Below are 19,391 nucleotides of genomic sequence, written 5' to 3' on the forward strand. Positions count from 1 at the left end.
CCCGACGGCCCCGCTCGACCCGACCGAGACCGACGCCGCGCGAGCGGCCGACGCCGCGTGGGAGCCGGTGTGGCGGGCGCTGCGCCGGCCCGACGAGGTGCCCGACGACTGGGAACTCATCGTCGTCGGCGGCGAACTGGAGCCCGACGTCGTCCTCTCGGCCTACCGGCACGGGCTGTTCCCGATGGGCGTCGGGCGCGGCGGTCGGCCTCCGGTCGGCTGGTGGTCGCCCAACCCCCGCGGAGTGTTCCTGCCGGGTGGGCTGCGGGTCTCCCGGTCGCTGCGTAAGTCGGTGCGGCGTTTCGAAGTGAGTGTCGACACCGACTTCGAGGGTGTCGTGCGCGCCTGCGCCGACCCGGGTCGCACGGGCCGCTGGATCACGCCCGCGGTCGTCGCGGCCTACACCGAGTTGCACGCACGGGGGCACGCGCACAGCGTCGAGGTGCGCCGCGACGGCGAGCTCGTGGGGGGCCTGTACGGCGTCGGCATCGGCGGGCTGTTCGCCGGTGAGTCGATGTTCCACCGGGCCACCGACGCCTCCAAGGTCGCCCTCGTCGCGCTCGTCGAGCGGGTGCTGCCGACGGACGGTTCCGCGCGGCTGCTCGACGTGCAGTGGGTGACACCGCATCTGGCCAGCCTCGGCGCCGTCGAACTGCCCCGCACCGACTACCTCGACCGGCTCGATCAGGTACTGTCTGCCCCGGCGCCCTCCTGGTCGCCGTTCAGCGGCGCGCCGGGTGCGTGAAGTTCGTGCCCGGGAGCGCCGGTGAGACGATCGAGCAACTATGCTGACTTCGCGAATACCCCTGGTCCCAGCCAGGGCCGTAGTGAGACTGTGGAGCCAGGCCTTCGACGGGCACCCCGATGCGGGGAACGCCGAGCGGCAGCCCCCGAGCTCACGTGGGTAGGAACGACACGAAAGGTGCCTCGTGCCTGTGCAACGCAAGAATCCCGGTCGCGGCAGGCGGCGGGTTCTCCTCCTGACCAGCGCCACCCTGCTCATGCTCACGGTCGCGGGGTGCAGCACAGCGCACGGCGAGGCGTCCCGAGGCTGGCTGCCCTACGGCGCCACCACCGGCGCCGACCGCGTCAGCCAGCTCTGGGTGGCCATGTGGATCGCGGCCTGGCTCGTCGGCGCGCTCGTGTGGGGACTGACGATCTACTGCATGATCAAGTTCCGCCGCAAGAAGGATGATGTCGGCCTGCCGCCGCAGGTGCGGTACAACGTGCCGATCGAGGTGCTGTACACGATCATCCCGGTGATGATGGTCGGTGTGATCTTCTACTTCACGGCCCGCGACGAGGCGGCGTTGCTGGACACCTCCCAGCAGCCCGATGTCACCGTCAATGTCGTCGGCAAGCAGTGGAGCTGGGACTTCAACTACGTCGACGCCGGCGTCTGGGACTCCGGCGTGCAGGCCCAGCTCACCGGTCAGCCGGGCGTCGAGCAGACCCTGCCCACCCTGTACCTGCCGGTCAACAGCCGCGTCGAGTTCGTGCTCACGGCCCGCGACGTCATCCACTCGTTCTGGGTGCCGGCCTTCCAGCAGAAGCTCGACATGATCCCCGGCAAGGTCAACAAGTTCCAGGTCACGACCACGACGGAGGGCGACTACGTCGGCAAGTGCGCCGAACTGTGCGGCGCCTACCACGCGACGATGCTGTTCAACGTCAAGGTCGTCAACCAGGCCGAGTACGACCAGCACATGCAGGCGCTGCGCCAGGCCGGCCAGACCGGCATGCTCGACAACTCGCTGTCGCGCCAGCCCCTTGAGCCCGGGCAGCAGCAGTACCTTCCGACCCCGCAGGCAGGTGTGAACTGATGGCAACTCTGACCACGCCGCGGTCATCCGCGGATTCGCCGGACCGTCGCACGCACGCGCCGGGGCCCAAGGGCAACAAGATCGTCAAGGTCATCACGACCACCGACCACAAGGTCATCGGCAACCTGTACTTCGTCACGTCGATGGCGTTCTTCATGCTGGGCGGCCTGCTGGCCCTGATCATCCGGCTCGAGCTGTTCCAGCCCGGGCTGCAGGTCGTGGACAACCTCGAGCAGTTCAACTCGTTGTTCACGATGCACGGCTCGATCATGCTGCTGCTCTTCGCGACCCCGCTGTTCGCGGGCTTCGCGAACGCCCTGCTGCCGCTGCAGATCGGCGCCCCCGACGTCGCGTTCCCGCGCCTGAACATGCTCGCCTACTGGCTCTACCTGTTCGGTGGGCTCATGGCGGTCTCCGGGTTCCTCGTGCCCGGCGGCGCCGCCTCCTTCGGCTGGTTCGCCTACGCGCCCCTGTCGAACGCGACGTTCACGCCCACCCTGGGCGGCGACCTGTGGCTCATCGGCTTCGGCCTCACCGGTTTCGGCACGATCATGGGTGCCGTCAACTTCATCACGACGATCGTGTGTATGCGGGCGCCCGGCATGACGATGTTCCGGATGCCGGTCTTCAGCTGGACGGTGCTCGTCACCTCGATCCTCGTGCTGATGGTCTTCCCGGTGCTGACCGCGGCGTTCATGGGCCTCATCGGTGACCGCCTCTTCGGCATGCACATCTTCGACCCGGCCAACGACGGACCGATCCTGTACCAGCACCTGTTCTGGTTCTTCGGGCACCCGGAGGTCTACATCATCGCGTTGCCGTTCTTCGGAATCGTCAGCGAGATCCTGCCGGTGTTCTCCCGCAAGCCGATCTTCGGTTACAAGACGCTGATCTTCGCGACAATCGCCATCGCGGCCCTGTCGATGACCGTGTGGGCGCACCACATGTACGTCACCGGCCAGATCCTGCTGCCGTTCTTCGCGATCATGACGATGCTCATCGCGGTGCCGACCGGCGTGAAGTTCTTCAACTGGATCGGCACGATGTGGGGCGGCTCGCTGACCTTCGAAACGCCGATGGTGTGGACGCTCGGCTTCCTCGTCACCTTCCTCTTCGGCGGCCTGACCGGTGTCGTCCTCGCCAGCCCCGCGCTCGACTTCCACCTGTCCGACTCGTACTTCGTCGTCGCGCACTTCCACTACACGGTGTTCGGCACGGTCGTCTTCGCGATGTTCGCCGGCTACTACTTCTGGTGGCCGAAGCTGACCGGCAAGATGCTCGACGAGAAGCTCGGCAAGATCCACTTCTGGATGCTGTTCTTCGGCTTCCACGGCACGTTCCTCATTCAGCACGTGCTCGGCATGCAGCACATGCCGCGCCGCTACGGCGACTATATGGTCGAAGACGGCTTCGAGTTCATGAACCAGTTCTCCACCGTGTTCTCCCTCCTGCTCGGCCTGTCGATGCTGCCGTTCCTCTACAACGTGTGGAAGACGTGGCGGCACGCGCCGAAGGTCACCAGCGACGACCCGTGGGGCTACGGCGCCTCGCTCGAGTGGGCCACCTCGTGCCCGCCGCCGCGGCACAACTTCGAGCGGCTGCCGCGGATCCGCTCCGAGCGTCCCGCGTTCGACCTCAACCACCCGGAGACGGTCACGTACGCCTCGCCGTCGGCCGACGAGCACGTGCTGCAGCAGCTGCGTGGCGACCACCGCGACTCGCGACAGGACGGTGACGTTCGATGAGGACCATTGCCAAGCTGTTCCTCGCCGGAATCGTCGCGTTCCTGCCGCTGGCGATCCTGTACGGGTGGCTGACCGCGACGTTCCGGCCGACCTGGGAGCCGGTGGGTGTCATCGGCCTCGGGTTGCTCGCCGGCATGGGGGCCATGGTCGGCATGTACCTCATGGCGACCATTCGCAAGCTCGACCGCGACCCCGCCGACAACCCCGACGGCCGGATCGCGGACTCGGCGGGCGACTACGGCTTCTACGCCCCCTACAGCTGGTGGCCGCTCTTTCTGGGGGGGTCGGCGGCGATCGTCTTCCTCGGGCTGGCGCTGACCAACCACAGCGGTTGGTGGCTGTTCGTCATCGGCGTCGTCTTCGGCGTCGTCGCCCTGCTCGGCTGGACGTTCGAGTTCTTCCGCGGAGACGCCGCCTGAGCATTCGTTGCATACAACAGGGCCCGAACCGAATTCGGTTCGGGCCCTGTTGTATTCACAGGTGCTTCTGAACTGGGGGTTTCGCGGGTTACAGTGGAAGCGTCAATTATTGGCGCGTGACCCGGGGGGGGGGGTCCAGCACGCGGCCGGTCGGCCCGAGCTGAGCGCCGAGACGGGGGCGATCACCGGCCGACGGTGGTCGGTCAATGGCGTGTCACCGAAGGGACCTGTTCGCGCGTGAAGACTTCGTCTTTTCTCGGCCCCAGAACCGCTGTGCGCTCCGCGACGCGCGCCGCGATCGCGACGTTGTCGGCGGGTGCGCTCGCCGTGTCCATCGCCGGCTGTGAGTCCAGCCCGTTGGCCGACGGGCCCGGCTCCGGAAGCACCCCGGCACCGCCGGTGTCGTTCCAGACATCGGTCGTCAAGGGCGCCAAGGACGTGCGCCCGGACGCCACCGTCACCGTCTCCACGATCGAGGGGAGCCTGCACACGGTCACCCTCGTCGGCCCCGACGGTAAGGAACTGCGCGGCGAGCTGGAGAACGGCACGTGGCGCCTCGTCGACATGATGGCGCCCGGCGCCGTCTACACCCTCAAGGCCACCGGTGTCTCCGATGACGGCACCCCCGGCTCGTTCAGCCGCGCGTTCACCACGCTCAAGCCGACCGTCGAGGCCACCTACCGGGTGACCCCGGACGCCGACACCGTGGGCGTCGGCATGCCGGTCATGATCACTTTCGACACGAACGTCATGACGCCGCAGATGCGCGCCAACGTCGAGAAGCAGGTCAAGGTCACGACCACGCCCGCCCAGGAGGGCTCGTTCGGCTGGCTGACCGACAACCAGCTCATGTGGCGGCCCAAGGAGTACTGGAAGCCGAACACGAAGGTGAGCGTCAACGCGGCGCTGCGCGGCGTGCAGACCGGCGAGAAGAAGTGGGTGACGCAGGACAAGACCGCGGCGTTCACGATCGCCAAGCGGGCCCGCATCTCCACGGTCGACGTCGGCAACCACGTGATGACGGTCAAGGAGAACGGCAAACTCGTCGCGACCTACCCGGTGAGTTCCGGGCGCGCGACCAAGAGCTGGCGCACCCGGTCCGGCACGAAGATCATCACCGAGAAGCGGGCGTTCATGGTCATGGACGCCGCGTCCCTCGGGGTGCCGAAGGACGACCCCAACTACTACCGCACCGAGGTCAACTACGCGATGCGGGTGACGAACACGGGGGAGTTCCTGCACTCGGCGCCCTGGTCGGTGTGGGCGCAGGGCCGGCGCAACGTCTCGCACGGCTGCGTGAACATGGGCCCGCGCGACGCCAAGCAGATGTTCAACGCGAGCCTGCCCGGTGACGTCGTGGACTTCGTGAACTCGCCGCGGAAGATGAAGCCCACCGACGGCGTCGGCGTGTGGCTCTTCGACTACGCGCAGTGGCAGGCCCGCAGCGCGCTCTACACGCCGCCGAAGACACCGGCCCCGACTCCGAGCGCGACCCCCAGCGGGACGCCGTCCACGGCCGCCACGCCGAGCGCCCCCTCCAGCGCCACAGCTGCGACGGACGCCGCCTGAGGCGCTGGAGGGCGCTCTTTGGCACCAACGGAGCGCGTGGCGGGTGCGACGGGTGCTCGGCGTGCGTCCTAGCCCCAGCCGAGCCGATGTAGCCGCTCGTCGTCGATGCCGAAGTGGTGCGCGATCTCGTGCACGACGGTGATCGCGACCTCCTCGCGCGCCTGATGGGCATCCGCGCACATCCGCAGCGTCGGGCCGCGGTAGATCGTGATCGTGTCCGGAAGGATCGGGGGTCCGAAGACGTCGCTGCGGTCGGTCAGGGGAGTGCCCTCGTAGAGTCCGAGGAGTTCTAGCCCGTCGGGGTGCTCGTCCTCCAGGAGCACGACGACGTTGTCGAGCAGGTCGAGAAGCTCACCGGGCACCTCGTCGAGGGCGTCCGCCACCAGCTCGGAGAACTCGTCCTCGCTCATCTGAAACATCTTGCCGACATGCCTCCTCCTCTGGTGGGCAGGTCGGTCGGCAGGGGGGCCAACCCGACCCGCGTAGATGGTGGGAGGATCGCCCGCGCAGACGCGGCAGATCTCCCACCATGTGCAGAGGGCGGGGCCGACGCATCCGGTGCGTCGACCCCGCCCTCGCGGTGGTGCCTGTCTCAGTGGTGTGCCGACGAGCCGCTCGTCACGGCGCGACGCTCGTCGCCGTCGTCGATCGTCTCGTGGCCGTGACCGTCGTGGTGGGCGGCCTCGAGCTCGGTCGGGGTGACCGGCTCCACACGGTCGGTGAAGAAGAAGCGCGACCAGGCGGCCCGACGCTTGTCCTTCTTGGCGGTGGGCTCAGCGACGCCGTGCTGGTCCTCCCCGGAGGTGATCTCCAGCGGGCGCTGCGACTCGTAGCCGACGAGCTTCCAGCGGGTGTACTCGTCGAGCGGCTCGTGCACCTCGAAGAACCGGCCGTCGGCGGTCTGCACGATGCGGCCCGACTCCTCGCCGTGCAGCACCCGCTCGCGGTCGTGCCGCTGCAGGGCCAGACACAGCCGCTTCGTGACCATGAACACGATGATCGGGCCGAGGAAGAACAGGATCCGCAACGCGATGGTGATGTCGTTGATCGACAGGCCCATCTTCACGGCCATGTGGTCGTTGGCGTTGGCCAGGTACATCACGAGGTAGGCGGTGATGGCGGCCATGCCGATGCCGGTGCGGGTCGGGTTGTTGCGCGGGCGGTCGAGGATGTGGTGCTCGCGCTTGTCGCCGGTGATCCACGCCTCGAGGAACGGGTAGGCACCCATGAGCGTGAACATGACCGGCAGCAGGATGATCGAGCCGAGCGCCAGGTTCAGCGACCAGGTGAACCCGAAGGTCGAGAACTCCAGCCAGCCCGGCAGCAGTCGCAGCGCGCCGTCGGCGAAGCCCATGTACCAGTCGGGCTGCACACCCGCCGTCACCGGAGACGGGTCGTACGGCCCGTACAGCCAGACCGGGTTGATCGCGACCAGCGCGGAGATCAGCGAGATGATGCCGAAGACGATGAAGAAGAAGCCACCGGCCTTGGCGGCGTACACCGGCATGACGGGGAAGCCGACGACGTTGTCGTTCGTCTTGCCCGGGCCGGGGTACTGGGTGTGCTTGTGCACCATGACGAGCACGAGGTGCGCGGTGAACAGCCCGATGATGATGGCCGGCACGAGCAGCATGTGCGCCATGTACAGCCGCGGGATGATGACCTCCGGGCCCGGGAAGGCGCCGCCGAAGATCGCGTACGACAGGTACGAGCCGATGATCGGGGAGGACTGCACGAAGCCCTCCATGACTCGCAGGCCGACGCCGGAGAGCATGTCGTCCGGCAGGGAGTAGCCGGCGAAGCCCTCGACCATGGCCAGCAGCAGCAGCACGGTGCCGATGACCCAGTTGATCTCGCGGGGCTTGCGGAACGCGCCGGTGAAGAACACGCGGGCCGCGTGCAGGCCCACCGCCCCGACGAAGAACAGCGCCGCCCAGTGGTGGATCTGGCGGATCAGCAGGCCGCCCTTGACCTCGAAGGAGATGTCGAGGGTGGAGCGGTAGGCCTCGGACATCCCGATGCCGTTGAGCGGGCCGTAGGCGCCGTCGTAGTAGACGTGCCCCATGCTCGGCACGAACCACAGCGTGAGGATCACGCCGGTGAGCAGGGCCACGATCATCGAGTACATGGCGACTTCGCCGAGCATGAACGACCAGTGGTCCGGGAAGACCTTGTGCATGAGGTAGCGGACCGGCTTGGCCAGCCCGGTTCGGTCGTCGAACCAGCCGGCGAGTGCGCCCGCCTTCGAGCCGCTCGCCGACGAGCGACGCGGGTCGGCGTGTCCGTGCCCGTACGGGTTCTCGGGGCCGTGTTTCGGAGTGGCGGCGGTGCTCATCGGTTCTCGATCTCCCAGAAGCTCGGGCCGACGGGCTCGGCGAAACCTTGATCGGCGATGAGGTAACCCTCGTCATCGATGGTGATCTTCAGCTGGGGCAGGGGCCGCTTGGCGGGTCCGAAGATCACCTTGCAGTCCTGCGTGACATCGAACGTCGACTGGTGGCACGGGCACAGCAGGTGGTGCGTCTGCTGCTCGTAGAGCCCGACCGGGCAGCCGGCGTGGGTGCAGATCTTGTTGTAGGCGACGATCCCGTAGTAACCCCAGTCGCGCGACTTCTGGTCCTGCAGGTCCTCGGGCTTCAGGCGCATGAGCAGCACGCAGGCCTTGACCTTGCGCTGCAGGTAGTCCAGGTCCTGGTCGAAGCGGTAGTCGCCGGTGCGGCGCTCCTCGTCGGAGACGAAACCGAGCCGGTCCAGCTCCTCGACGCTGGCTCCGATGTGCTCGGGCAGGATGTGGTACGCCGACCCGATCGTCACGTCGGTCGCGCGGATCGGGGTCATCTCGGGGTCGCGCATGAGCCGCATGCCGCGCTGCCAGAACGTCTCGCTGAGTTCGGAGCCGGGCAGCGTGCCCAGTCCGCCGACGGCCTGCAGGAGCGGCGGGACCGCGAACAGGCCCATCGCGGTGCCGCCGAGGATGCCGATCATCGGGCGCCGACCGAGCTGGGACTTCTCTCGGCCGTCGACGAGGGTGTCCACGACGCCCTTGCGGTCTTCGGCCGAGGCGGCGACCGGGTGCCGGTACTCGACGGTCTCGGTGTCGGGCATGAGGGTCTTGGCCCAGTGCACGGCGCCGATGCCGATGCCCAGAAGGCTGAGCGCCATGCCCAGGCCGAGCAGCACGTGCAGGATGCTCAGGTGCCCGAAGAACGGGATGAACACGAGCTGGTCGACGTCGAACGCGAAGTACGCGAAGACGAACAGCAGGGTGCCGATGATCGACAGGGTGAACAGGGCGAGCACCTGCCGCTCGGCCCGCTTGGCGGCGGCCGGGTCGAGGTCGGTGCGGCGCGGGGTGTGCGGCGGAAGGCCGGGGTTCTCGAACCGCTCGGGCAACCCGCCCGTGCCCTCCACGTGCCCGTGGTCGAGGCTGACCGCCGACGAGCCCTGATCGGGCTGCGGCGACGTCGCGTTGTCGTTCATCGTTGAGATCCTGTCGGTCCGAGGGTCCGGGGGCGGGTGATCACGGGGCCTTGCGGCCGAGCCAGATGGCCGCACCGAGCATCAGGGGGATACCGAGAAGCCAGAAGAAGAACGCGTCGCCGACCGGCCCGATGTTGCCCAGGCTGTGCCCGCCGGGACTCTCCTTCTTGTCGAGCTCGTGCAGGTAGGCGATGACGTCTCGTTTGGCCTCGGGGCTGAGGTTGGCCTCGTTGAAGACCGGCATGGACTGGGGGCCGGTGAGCATCGCCTCGTAGATGTGCTTGCCCTCGATGTTCTGCAGCGGCGGCGCCCACTTGCCGCGGGTCAGCGCGCCGCCGGAGCCGGCGAAGTTGTGGCACATCGCGCAGTTGACGAGGAAGATCTGGGCGCCGCGGGCGGTGTCGCCGCCGACGCCGCTGGCGTACTGCTCGTCGGGGATCGCGGGGCCGGGGCCCAGCGACTGCACGTACGCGGCGACCTGGTCGATCTGCTCCTGGTTGAACTTGACCGGGAACGTGCGCTGGGCCTGCACCGACGGGGCGGCCAGCGGCATGCGGCCCGTGCCCATCTGGAAGTCGACGGAGGCGGCTCCGACTCCCACGAGGGAGGGGCCGTCGGCCGTGCCCTGGGCCTGCATGCCGTGGCAGCTGGCGCAGTTGGCCAGGAACATCTTGCGGCCGGTCTCGATGTCCGCGGCGGTCATCGTCTTGGTCTGCGCACCGGCGGTCGGGGAGAACAGCGCGTACAGCCCCCCCGTGGCGAAGAGGCCGATGATGAGGAGCACGATCAGTGCCGCGGGGTGGCGACGACGGGCGGCGAGTGATTTCACGGTGCGGTCCTTGGCGTCAGAGGGCTGGGCAGGTGGGCGCGAGTGGGAAAGCTACTACCTCAGCAGGTAGATCGTGGCCCAGAGCGCGATCCAGACGACGTCGACGAAGTGCCAGTAGTACGAGGTCACGATGGCGCCGGTGGCCTGCCGGTGCGAGTAGGTCCGGGTCGTGAACGTGCGACCGATGATCAGCAGGAACGCGATGAGACCGCCGGTGACGTGGATGGCGTGGAAGCCGGTGGTCATGTAGAAGGCCGAGCCGTAGGCGTTCGAGTACAGCGTCACGCCGTGCATGGTCAACTCCGCGTACTCGAAGACCTGGCCGGCGACGAAGACGCCGCCGAAGAGGTACGTCAGCACGTACCACTCACGCATGCCCCAGCCGGCCACGTTGAACAGTCCACCGACCCGCGAGCCGCGGCCCTGCTCGGCGCGGTAGACGCCGAGCTGACACCAGACCGAACTGATGACGAGGATCAGCGTGTTGACGGTCGCGAAGACGATGTTGAGCTTCGGGGTCTCCATCGCCCACAGGTCGGGGCGCACCGAGCGGATCGTGAAGTAGATCGCGAACAGGCCCGCGAAGAACATCAATTCGCTGGAGAGCCAGACGATGGTCCCGACCGAGGCCATGTTGGGCCTGGTGACGGGGCCGGACCCGGGTGCATGGCCGGAATGGCCCGAGTGCCCGGAGTGCGCCGGCGGGTGTGCGTGAGTATCGGAAACGGTCGCCACGAGCGCCATTATGGTCACAAGTCGGGGGTCCATGTGCCGTTGGGGAGCAATGGGCGCGTTGCAGGTTGGTGACTCTGTCGGCGCGACGACCTTGCGCAATGGTCGTGTGCGGACGCGGTTCCGCGGCTGTGTCGAGCGGCCCTCCAGCGAGGCTTGCCGGGCTGAAGCCCGTTGACCGGCATCTTCATGTCCTCGTCAGCCTGCGGTCAGGCCCTGGTCAGGGAGCGGTTCGGGCGTGGTCACGGTCGCGGCCGCGGTGACGGCCACGGCGATGCGCGGGGCCCGGGGCGTCCGGCTGACGAGCCGCGTAGGGGTGGTCGGGGAGACGGACCGGGTGCGGGGAACACGTGCGCGGGTCCCGGACCCCTGGACGGGGTCGGTGGGTAGGATCACAGCCATGACGGCAGCAGACAGTTCGCAGGCCACCCCCGGTGGCGCCGCTCGGCGCGCCGCCGCCGGCGGCCGGGCGGTCGACCATCGGGTGCGCGTGCTGGTCTACAGCGACGACGTGACCACGCGGGAGGCGGTCAAGATGGCCGTCGGTCGACGGCCCAGCCGCGACGTCGAGGTGGAGTCCTGGGTGGAGTGCGCGACCGCCGACGCCGTGTTCGCCGCAGCCGCGGAGGGCGGACTCGACGTGTTCGTCCTCGACGGCGAGGCGGTGCCCTACGGCGGGCTCGGCGTGTGTCGCGAACTGAAGTTCTCCGTCTACCAGTGCCCGCCGGTCATCGTGTTGACCGGTCGCCCGCAGGACGGGTGGCTGGCGTCCTGGTCCTACGCCGACTACGCCGTTCCGCACCCGGTCGACCCGCTGGCCATGGCCGACGCGGTCGCGAAGATGGCCCGCGAGCGCTCGCAGCCGGCCGCGTCCGGCGCCCGCTGAGGTGGTGGCAGCACAGGCCGACGCGTCCGTCGCCGCCGTCGAGAGCGAGGCGACCCCGAGCGGGTGGAGCGACGTGCTCACCCGACTCCTGCAGGGTCAGGAGCTGAGCCTCGGGTACGCGGGCTGGGCGATGGACCGCATCATGTCGGGCGACGCGAGCCCGGCCCAGATCGCGGGATTCCTCATGGCGTTGCGCGCCAAGGGGGAGACCAGCACGGAGATCCGCGCCGTCGCCGACGTCATGCTCGCGCACGCGCACCGCATCGCGGTGCCCGGCCCGGCGATCGACATCGTCGGCACCGGCGGCGACCGGGCTCAGACGGTCAACATCTCCACGATGTCCGCGCTCACGGTGGCGGCCGCGGGCGTGCGCGTCGTCAAGCACGGCAACCGGGCCGCCTCCTCGCGGTCGGGTACGGCCGACTGCCTCGAGGCCCTCGGCGTCAACCTGACGCTGGAACCCGAGCAGGTCGAGCGGGTGGCGCAGGAGGCCGACATCACGTTCTGCTTCGCCCAGCGCTTCCACCCGTCGATGCGCTACGCCGGACCGGTGCGCGCCGAGCTCGGGGTTCCGACGGTGTTCAACGTGCTGGGACCGCTGACGAACCCGGCGCAGCCCGACTACGCGGCGGTCGGGGTCGCGGACGCGCGGATGGCGCCGCTGGTGGCCGACGTGTTCGCGTCGCGCGGTCACCGCACGGCGGTGTTCCGCGGTGACGACGGACTCGACGAACTGACGATCTCGACGACGTCGTCGCTGTGGTGGGTCGACGGCGGCGAGGTGAGCGCGTTGAGCGTCGACCCGGCGCGCCTCGGGCTCGACTACGCCCCGCTGGAGAGCCTGCGCGGGGCCGACGCGGCGTACAACGCCGGGGTCGTGCGCGAGATCTTCGCGGGAGCGACCGGGCCGATCCGCGACGCGGTGTTGCTGAACTCCGGGGTGGCGCTCGCGGTGGCGTCCGGGGACCGGGTGACTGACGAGCCGAGTCTCGACGCGGCCCTCGCGGCGGGTATCGAACGGGCTCGCCGCGCGCTCGATGAGGGGGCCGCCGCGGCCACCCTGGAACGATGGCGCGCCGCGACCGTCGCCGCCGGGCAAGGCTGACCTGGCCCTCTGATCTTGTGGCCCTCGGCCCCTGGCTTCCGACCGCGTCTGCGTCGGCCGCCGGAGCCGGGTGACCTCAGCGCGGCCGTGTGCCCTCAGCCCAATCGTGCGACCTCAGCGCAGCCGTGCGACCTCAGCGCGGCCGTGTGCCTCAGCGGGGCGAGTGGCCTCAGTCCGGCTGCGTGACCTCAGTCGAGACCGATGGCGAACGCTGCCTCCAAGTCGTGCCGGCTGTAGGTGCGGAACGCGATGTGCGTGCGCGTCTGCGTGATGCCCGGGGTCTTGTTGATGCGGTCGGCGATGACGTCGGCCAGCTGGTCGTGATCGCGGACCCGCACCATGGCGATGAGGTCGCAGTCGCCGGTCACGGAGTACACCTCGGACACGCCGCTCTGCTCGGCGATGGCCTGGGCCACCTCCGGGATGCGTGCGACGTCGGCGTTGATGAGCACGATGGCGGAGATCACCTGGCCACTGTAGAGGAGGCCCGTGCGAAATCGACCCGGTTCGCACCTCGGCCCTTCGGCTCCCCGCGGACCCCGGTCGAGCAGCTCGTGGCCTCGCATGTCGTGGTCGTGCCCGTCGCCGTCGTCGTCGTGCCGGTCGCCGCGCTGGCAGCCGACGCGGTCGTCGCCGCAGCCCCGCCCCGCAGCACCGCACCGGCGCCGCCGATCGGCGAGCACCAGCGGCCGTCGAGTTCGACGAGGCGCACGCCGTCGGTCTCCAGCCACCGCAGCACGAGTTCGCTCTCTTCGATGAGTGCGGACCCGGTGGGCGCCGCGGGAGCGGGCACGTGCTCGGCCATCGCCGTGCAGGCGTCGATGTGCGGCATCGGATCGGCGCCACCGGGGCTGCGGGCCGCCCCCGCGAGGCGGCCGTGCCGCACGCAGACGATCTCCCACCCGCCGGTCGGGTGCCGTCGGGCCGCGACCAGGTGGGGGATCGCGACGAGAGCCGCCACGCGTTGGGCCCGATCGATGGCGCGGGTCAGGGTCGCGAGCCGGTCGCGCACCACGGCCGCCTCCTCGTAGCGCTCTCCGGCCGACAGCCGCCCCATCCGCTCCATGAGCAGGCCGAACACCTCGCGGGATCCGCCCTGGAGGGCGGCGCGCAGCCGCTGCACCACCTGCGTGTACGGCTCGGTGACCGCCCCCAGCCGGCACGGCGCCAGGCACCGACCGAGATCGGCGAGCACGCACGCCGGGGATTCGCGCGAGCGTGACAACCGACGCGTGCACTGCCGCAGCGGCAGCACCTCGTGGACGGCGTCGATGGCCTCCTGGGCGGCGCGCACGGAGGGGAACGGCCCGGCATAGCTGACGTCTACGTCACGCACCTGGTGCACGATCGACAGCCGCGGGAACGGCTCCTGGGTCACCTTGATCCAGGGGCGCTTCTGCGGGCGGCGGGAGCGCCGGTTGTACGTGGGATCGTGCTCGGCGATGAGGCGCACCTCACGGACCGCCGCCTCCAGCGGGGTGGCGCACACGACGGGCGTGACCCCGACCGTCAGCGCCACCATCTCGGCCATGCGGCTGCGCTGCTCGGAGGCGGTGAAGTAGCCGGTCACGCGGCGCTTGATGTCGACCGACGTGCCGACGTACAGCACCCGCCCGTCGTCGGCGCGGAACATGTAGACGCCCGGGGCGTTGGGCAGGCCGGCGGCCAGGTGGCGTTTGCGGCGCTGCGCCTGGCTCACCCGCGAGCTGTAGGCGGTGAGCTCTTCGAGGGTGTGCACCCCGAGGTTGCCGACCCGGCCGATGAGCCCGTGCAGCACGTCGACGGTGGCGCGGGCGTCGTGCAGGGCCCGGTGGTCGGGGGTCTGTTCGGCGCCGAAGAGCACGGCGAGGGAGGAGAGCTTGTGGTTGGGGGCCTCGTCGCGGCTGACCAGTTGGCGGGCCAGCCGTACCGTGTCGAGCACCCGGTTGCCGGGCCAGGCGAGGCCCTGGCGCGCGGCGGCGGCCTTGAGGAACCCGATGTCGAAGCCGGCGTTGTGGGCCACGAGCACCGCATCGCCGGCGAACTCGAGGAAGGCGGGCAGCACGGTCGCGATCCGCGGCGCTGCGGCGACCATGGCGTCGGTGATGCCGGTGAGCACCGCGATGAACGCCGGGATGGGCTCACCGGGGTTGACGAGGGTCTGGAACTCGCCGAGGCGTTCGCCGCCGCGCACCTTGACCGCACCGATCTCGGTGATCGCGCAGTCCTGCGCGCTTCCCCCGGTGGTCTCGAGGTCGACCACGACGAAGGTGACGCTCGACAGCGGCGTGCCGAGGTCGTCGAACGTGCTCTGTACGGGCCGCGCGGCAGGCCGACCGGGCCCGGCCGCCCTTACCGTGGCGGGGCGTTCGGTGGTCTGGGAGAGCGCGGATCGGTACATGAGGCAGACCGTAGGTGTGAGCACCGACAAGACCCGGAGCGACACGGGAGGCGGCGATCTTGTCGGTGGTCGCGCATAGCGTCGTCGACACGTCGAAAGACGCCGAACGGGCGCGCGGTGCGCCCGGCCGATCAAGGAGGCAACCATGTTCGTTGACTGCGCCACGTGCCCGGTGCGCGGCCGCTCGTGCGACGACTGCATCGTGCCCGTCCTGCTCGACGCCCACCCCGGCATGCCGCTGGACGACGAGGAGCGTCGCGCCGTCGACGTCTTCGTCGGCGCCGGGCTCGTCGATGTCCGTGAGTCCGTGCGCCTGCGCGCCGTGAGCGAGCCGTGGTCGGGCGCGCGGGTGGGCTGAGCGGGGGCGCGCGGTCCGGCCGTCCGGCCGTGATCGTCGCCGTCCTCGCGCTGCTCGCCGCTCTGGTCGCGGGCCTGACCGGCTGCTCTCCCGGAGTGGGGTTCAGCGGGCCGGACGCGGCCACGCCGAGCCCTGGCTCGAGCGCGACCGGTTCGAGCCCTGGTTCGAGCTCTGGTTCGAGCCCCGCTTCGAGCTTCGGTTCGAGCGCGGCTGGTTCTAGCGCGGGTGCGACGGGTTCGGCAGCCGCAGCGGCGGCACCCGATTGGGTGGCGTCGGCGTTGGCGGACAACCCGGCCTGGGAGCTGCCGGGCGTGCAGGTGCGTCATGCCGACGAGGGAGCGCAGACGGGGGAGGTGGCCGTCGTCTCGAACTTGCCCGCCGACAAGGGCGCCCAACTGAGCGCTGCGGGCGCGCAGGCCCTGGCCGCGGTGCGATCCGCGTGGCGCCGCCCTTGGAACAGCCGATTGCTCATCGTGGCGCCCGCCGACCGGGCCCAATGGGCGCGTGTGGCGGGGAGAACGGGGGCGTCCGCCGCCACGTCGACCGGGGGCGGCGAGACGCCCGCACCGACAGACGAGGTGGCCCCAGCCATGACCGTCCCGGGAGCCGACGGCAGCGGCGTCGTCGTGCTCGATCCCGTGGCCTGGGAGTCGGCCACGGGGCAGGGGCGCCGCGCGCTGGTCATTCACGAGGCGGTGCACGTGGCCGTGCGCGCCGACCCGACGGTTTCCGGGGCAGGTACGCAGGCCGCGGAGGCCCCCCAGGCCGGCGCGCCTGCCTGGCTCAGCGAGGGTTTCGCGCAGTGGGTCGCGTACGAGGCGGTCGGGGTCGGGCCCGACGTGGTGGCCGGTGACTTCTTGGCCCAGGTGCGGGCGCACGGGCCGCCCGAGCACCTCCCCGAGCAGGCCGACTTCGAGGGGCCGGTGAGCTCGCGACTCGATGCCTACGCGGGGGCGTGGCTGGCGTGCCGCACGCTCGCGCAACGCGCCGGAGCGCAGGCGCCGCGGGTCGCCATGGAGGCCGGGTCGGTGAGGGCTGCCGGTCTCGACAACGGCGCGCTGACGCGCGCCTGGCAGGCCGACCTCAGGCGACTGGCCGAGGCGGGCTGACGTGACCGGTGGGCGCCGACTCGTGCTTGCCGGCGTGGGACGACGGCGCGGGACGACCGGCGCGGATGACCGGCTCGGGCTGACGGGCGTGGGACGACGGCGCGGGACGACCGGCGCGGTCGGCTCGGCGCGCGGGAGGTCAGCCGCGGGACGCGCGGTGCTTGGCGTCGGCGTCCGTGTAGAGGGCCTCGACCTCGTCGGCGAAATCCTTGTAGATGACGTGACGCTTGAGCTTCAACGAGGGCGTGAGGTACCCGCGGTCCTCGGTGAAGTCGGTGCGCAGCACCCGGAAGCTGCGGATCGACTCGGCCCGGCTCACCGAGCTGTTGGCGCGGTCGATGGCCTGCTGCAGGTGCTCGTGCACCATCTCGTCGTCGTAGGCCTGCTCGAGGCTGATGTCGGGCCGGCCGTGGGCCTTGCCCCAGCCCGGCAGCATCTCGGAGTCGAGGGTGAGCAGCGCCGCGATGTACGGGCGCTGGTCGCCGACGACGAGGCACTGCGAGACCAGCGGGTGGGCGCGCACGACGTCCTCGAGCACCGTGGGCGCGACGTTCTTGCCGCCCGCGGTGACCAGGATCTCCTTCTTGCGGCCGGTGATCTTCAGGAAGCCGTCGTCGTCGACCTCGCCGAGGTCGCCGGTGTGCAGCCAGCCGTCCTCGGTGAAGGTCTCGCGGGTCGCCTCCTCGTTGTTGTGGTAGCCGCGGAACACCCCGACTCCGCTGACGAGGATCTCGCCGTCGTCGGCGACGCGGATCCCCACGCCGGGGATGGGCCGCCCGACCGTGCCGATCCGCGTCGCGTGCGGCGTGCACACGTTGGTCGGCGCCGTCGTCTCCGTGAGCCCGTACCCCTCGAGCACGTGGATGCCCACACCCCGGAAGAAGTGCCCGAGCCGCGTGCCCAGCGGCGCACCACCGCAGATCGCGTAGCGCACCTGGCCGCCCATGAGCGCGCGCAGCTTGGCGAACACGATGACGTCCATGGCCTTGTGCTGGGCCCGCAGGGCCAGCGAAACGCGTCCTTCGTCGAGGGCGCGGCTGTACGCGATCGCCGTCTTCGCCGCGAGCCGGAACAACCGGCCTTTGCCCTCGGCGGCCAGCTTCTGGTCGGTGGCGTTGTAGATCTTCTCGAAGACCCGCGGCACGCACAGCAGGAAGCTCGGTTTGAAGCTCTGCAGGTCGCCCATGAGGTCGGAGATGTCGGGGGAGTGCCCGATCTTGACCCGGGCCGTGAAGGCGACGACCTGGATGAGGCGGGCCAGCACGTGCGCCAACGGCAGGAACAGGATCGTCGACGCAGGCTGGTCGACGACGTCGCCGACCGCGATGATCGCGTTCTCCGTGAGCGTCAGAAAGTTGCCGTGGGTCAGTTCGCACCCCTTGGGCCGACCCGTCGTGCCCGAGGTGTAGATGATCGTCGCGAGGTCGTCGCGAGTGTTCACGGCCGTGCGTTCGGCCAGCGTCGCGTCGTCCACGTCGGCGCCGGCTGCGACCAGTTCGTCGAGGTGGCCGCCCTCGATCTGCCACACGTGCGCGAGCTGGGGCAGGTCGTCGCGGATCTGGGCGACGCGTTGGGCGTGCTCAGGGGACTCCACGACGACCGCGACCGCTTGGGAGTCCTCGAGGATCCACGCCACCTGCTCGGGCGCGGAGGTCTCGTAGACCGGCACGGAGACGGCCCCGGCGACCCAGATCGCGAAGTCGACCAGCGTCCACTCGTACCGGGTGCGGCTCATCAGCCCCACCCGCTGACCCGGCTCCACCCCGGCGGCGATCAGGCCTTTGGCGATCTCGCTGGTGCGGCGGGCGAATTCGGCATAGGTGATATCGGTCCAGACCTCACCCTCGCGGACGCCGAAGCCGGCTGCGCCGGGGTTGTGGGCGGCGTGGTGGGCCGGCAACTGACCCAGGTTGGCGAGCTCGTTCGGCTCGTTGACCGGATCCACGATGATCTCCTGCATGTGGGCACGCTCCGTCGCGTCGGGGCGGCCACCGAAGGGCAACGATGCAGGTGGGGTCGGTGGCCAGGCTTTCTCACGACGGTAACCGACCCTTTCGTCCCACGGGAGGTAGGGGCCGGGAATGTCGTATGTCGTCACCTCGTGATGGGTGCGTGCCGCCACGACGATGGGTGTTCGCCACCGTTCGTGTGTGACGTCGCCGCGACCCCGGAAGCGGTCTCGCAGGAGCGTGCGGTAACCGGCCTCGCCACGACAGCAGGCCGTGCGCGTCGTCTGGCCGCCGCGCCGCTGCTCGCCGGGTACGGTGCGAAGCATGGCCCAGCAGACCGAATCCGAACTGTTCATCGACGCTCCCGCGCAGGAGGTGCTCGACGTCATCGCCGATCTCGAGGACTACCCGTCCTGGGTTTCCGGTCTGACGTCGGTACGGGTGCTCAGCGACGACGAGGGCTGGGCCGACGAGGCCGAGTTCGTGCTCGACGCCGGGGTGATCAAGGACACCTACGTGCTGCGCTACACCTGGGATGTCGAGGAGGACAGCACCGGCGTCGTCTCCTGGGGTCTGGTTCGCGGCAAGGCGCTGAGCGCCATGGACGGCTCGTACACCCTCGTCGCCCACGAGGGTGGCACCGTCGTCACGTACCGGCTCTCGGTCGACCTGGCCATGCCGGTGCCCGCGATGATGCGGCGCAAGGCGGAGAAGTCGATCGTCACGACCGCCCTGCAAGGCCTGAAGTCGCGGGTCGAAGGCGGCCGATGACGGCCTCCGGCCCCGACGACCACCACGAGCCCGACGAGCCCGACGAGCACGAACCTGCTCAGGAGGGGCAGTCGGAGCAGTCGGAGCAGGCTGACCAGCCGGAAGAGCCGGAGCCGCAGCGGCGCGGGCCGGACCTCGACGAGGAGCGCCGGCTGCTCATCGAGGCGCTCACCCAGGCGTTCGCTCCCGCCGGCGGGGCGTCGGCGCGGGAGCCGGGCGGCCCGGCGCAGACGCCG

At 70.0% G+C, this 19,391-nt stretch carries 19 protein-coding genes; 11 read left to right on the forward strand and 8 right to left on the reverse strand.

Annotation, left to right across the window (positions count from 1 at the left end; genetic code table 11):
• Positions 1-67: 67 nt before the first annotated feature.
• The 5 genes from aat to PINTE_RS14070 all read left to right on the forward strand — a co-directional run bounded on the left by aat (position 68) and on the right by PINTE_RS14070 (position 5,556).
• A complete protein-coding gene (gene aat, locus PINTE_RS14050; protein ID WP_068431919.1) occupies positions 68-745 on the forward strand; it encodes a leucyl/phenylalanyl-tRNA--protein transferase in 678 nt (225 codons plus the stop codon).
• A 184-nt stretch (positions 746-929) separates the two neighbouring features.
• Entirely contained in the window at positions 930-1,823 is an 894-nt protein-coding gene (gene ctaC / locus PINTE_RS14055; RefSeq protein WP_068431874.1) for an aa3-type cytochrome oxidase subunit II, read from the forward strand.
• Positions 1,823-3,568 carry an aa3-type cytochrome oxidase subunit I gene (gene ctaD / locus PINTE_RS14060; protein WP_068431877.1) on the forward strand — a complete coding sequence of 582 codons (1,746 nt, stop codon included), beginning with the start codon at positions 1,823-1,825 and terminating at the stop codon, positions 3,566-3,568. The genes ctaC and ctaD overlap by 1 nt, the downstream gene beginning before the upstream one ends.
• Complete coding sequence (ctaF, locus tag PINTE_RS14065; RefSeq protein WP_068431881.1) at positions 3,565-3,987, forward strand: aa3-type cytochrome oxidase subunit IV; 423 nt, start codon at positions 3,565-3,567, stop codon at positions 3,985-3,987. The genes ctaD and ctaF overlap by 4 nt, the downstream gene beginning before the upstream one ends.
• Before the next feature lie 327 nt (positions 3,988-4,314).
• Entirely contained in the window at positions 4,315-5,556 is a 1,242-nt protein-coding gene (locus PINTE_RS14070; RefSeq protein WP_245642953.1) for a L,D-transpeptidase, read from the forward strand.
• Between the two features lie 68 nt (positions 5,557-5,624).
• On the opposite strand, the gene PINTE_RS14075 is transcribed toward PINTE_RS14070, so the two are convergent.
• From PINTE_RS14075 to ctaE, 5 genes are all read right to left on the reverse strand, one after another.
• Positions 5,625-5,975, reverse strand: a complete 351-nt coding sequence (locus PINTE_RS14075) for a metallopeptidase family protein (protein ID WP_068431888.1) — start codon at positions 5,973-5,975, stop codon at positions 5,625-5,627.
• Between the two features lie 173 nt (positions 5,976-6,148).
• On the reverse strand, positions 6,149-7,891 hold the full coding sequence (qcrB, locus tag PINTE_RS14080) for a cytochrome bc1 complex cytochrome b subunit (protein WP_068431891.1): 1,743 nt from the start codon (positions 7,889-7,891) through the stop codon (positions 6,149-6,151).
• The gene (gene qcrA, locus PINTE_RS14085) at positions 7,888-9,036 is read right to left on the reverse strand and encodes a cytochrome bc1 complex Rieske iron-sulfur subunit (protein WP_068431894.1); all 1,149 of its coding nucleotides are present in this window, start codon (positions 9,034-9,036) and stop codon (positions 7,888-7,890) included. Before qcrA ends, qcrB begins: the two co-directional genes overlap by 4 nt.
• A gap of 40 nt (positions 9,037-9,076) precedes the next feature.
• Positions 9,077-9,865 (reverse strand): cytochrome bc1 complex diheme cytochrome c subunit, encoded by a 789-nt coding sequence (gene qcrC / locus PINTE_RS14090; RefSeq protein ID WP_068431897.1) that lies wholly within the window; start codon positions 9,863-9,865, stop codon positions 9,077-9,079.
• Between the two features lie 54 nt (positions 9,866-9,919).
• Positions 9,920-10,609 (reverse strand): aa3-type cytochrome oxidase subunit III, encoded by a 690-nt coding sequence (ctaE, locus tag PINTE_RS14095; protein ID WP_169798534.1) that lies wholly within the window; start codon positions 10,607-10,609, stop codon positions 9,920-9,922.
• Between the two features lie 388 nt (positions 10,610-10,997).
• Here ctaE and PINTE_RS14100 point away from each other — a divergent pair, with 388 nt between their 5' ends.
• Together PINTE_RS14100 and trpD are read left to right on the forward strand one after the other, a co-directional pair.
• Positions 10,998-11,483, forward strand: coding sequence for a response regulator transcription factor (locus tag PINTE_RS14100; RefSeq protein WP_068431904.1), 486 nt, complete (start codon positions 10,998-11,000; stop codon positions 11,481-11,483).
• Between the two features lie 4 nt (positions 11,484-11,487).
• Positions 11,488-12,588, forward strand: a complete 1,101-nt coding sequence (gene trpD, locus PINTE_RS14105) for an anthranilate phosphoribosyltransferase (protein ID WP_068431923.1) — start codon at positions 11,488-11,490, stop codon at positions 12,586-12,588.
• Between the two features lie 188 nt (positions 12,589-12,776).
• On the opposite strand, the gene PINTE_RS14110 is transcribed toward trpD, so the two are convergent.
• Both PINTE_RS14110 and PINTE_RS14115 read right to left on the reverse strand, forming a co-directional pair.
• The gene (locus PINTE_RS14110) at positions 12,777-13,055 is read right to left on the reverse strand and encodes an Lrp/AsnC family transcriptional regulator (RefSeq protein ID WP_068431907.1); all 279 of its coding nucleotides are present in this window, start codon (positions 13,053-13,055) and stop codon (positions 12,777-12,779) included.
• Complete coding sequence (locus tag PINTE_RS14115) at positions 13,052-14,968, reverse strand: DEDD exonuclease domain-containing protein (RefSeq protein ID WP_084343610.1); 1,917 nt, start codon at positions 14,966-14,968, stop codon at positions 13,052-13,054. Before PINTE_RS14115 ends, PINTE_RS14110 begins: the two co-directional genes overlap by 4 nt.
• Positions 14,969-15,113: 145 nt before the next feature.
• Between PINTE_RS14115 and PINTE_RS14120 the strand changes: the two genes are divergently transcribed.
• Both PINTE_RS14120 and PINTE_RS14125 read left to right on the forward strand, forming a co-directional pair.
• The gene (locus PINTE_RS14120; protein WP_068431910.1) at positions 15,114-15,326 is read left to right on the forward strand and encodes a hypothetical protein; all 213 of its coding nucleotides are present in this window, start codon (positions 15,114-15,116) and stop codon (positions 15,324-15,326) included.
• 266 nt (positions 15,327-15,592) lie between these two features.
• On the forward strand, positions 15,593-16,435 hold the full coding sequence (locus tag PINTE_RS14125; protein WP_068431913.1) for a hypothetical protein: 843 nt from the start codon (positions 15,593-15,595) through the stop codon (positions 16,433-16,435).
• Between the two features lie 139 nt (positions 16,436-16,574).
• Here the strand turns inward: PINTE_RS14125 and PINTE_RS14130 are convergent, their stop codons facing one another.
• Positions 16,575-18,395: an AMP-dependent synthetase/ligase gene (locus PINTE_RS14130; protein ID WP_068431916.1), complete on the reverse strand. Its 1,821-nt coding sequence runs from the start codon at positions 18,393-18,395 to the stop codon at positions 16,575-16,577.
• A 313-nt stretch (positions 18,396-18,708) separates the two neighbouring features.
• Here PINTE_RS14130 and PINTE_RS14135 point away from each other — a divergent pair, with 313 nt between their 5' ends.
• Both PINTE_RS14135 and PINTE_RS14140 read left to right on the forward strand, forming a co-directional pair.
• Positions 18,709-19,155, forward strand: a complete 447-nt coding sequence (locus tag PINTE_RS14135; RefSeq protein ID WP_068431925.1) for an SRPBCC family protein — start codon at positions 18,709-18,711, stop codon at positions 19,153-19,155.
• The coding region (locus tag PINTE_RS14140; RefSeq protein WP_217996596.1) for a hypothetical protein at positions 19,152-19,391 on the forward strand (240 nt) is incomplete at its 3' end. The genes PINTE_RS14135 and PINTE_RS14140, both read left to right, overlap by 4 nt.

It is taken from the genome of Piscicoccus intestinalis NBRC 104926, from assembly GCF_001515525.1.
In the GTDB taxonomy this organism is placed as follows: Bacteria; Actinomycetota; Actinomycetes; order Actinomycetales; family Dermatophilaceae; genus Kineosphaera; species Kineosphaera intestinalis.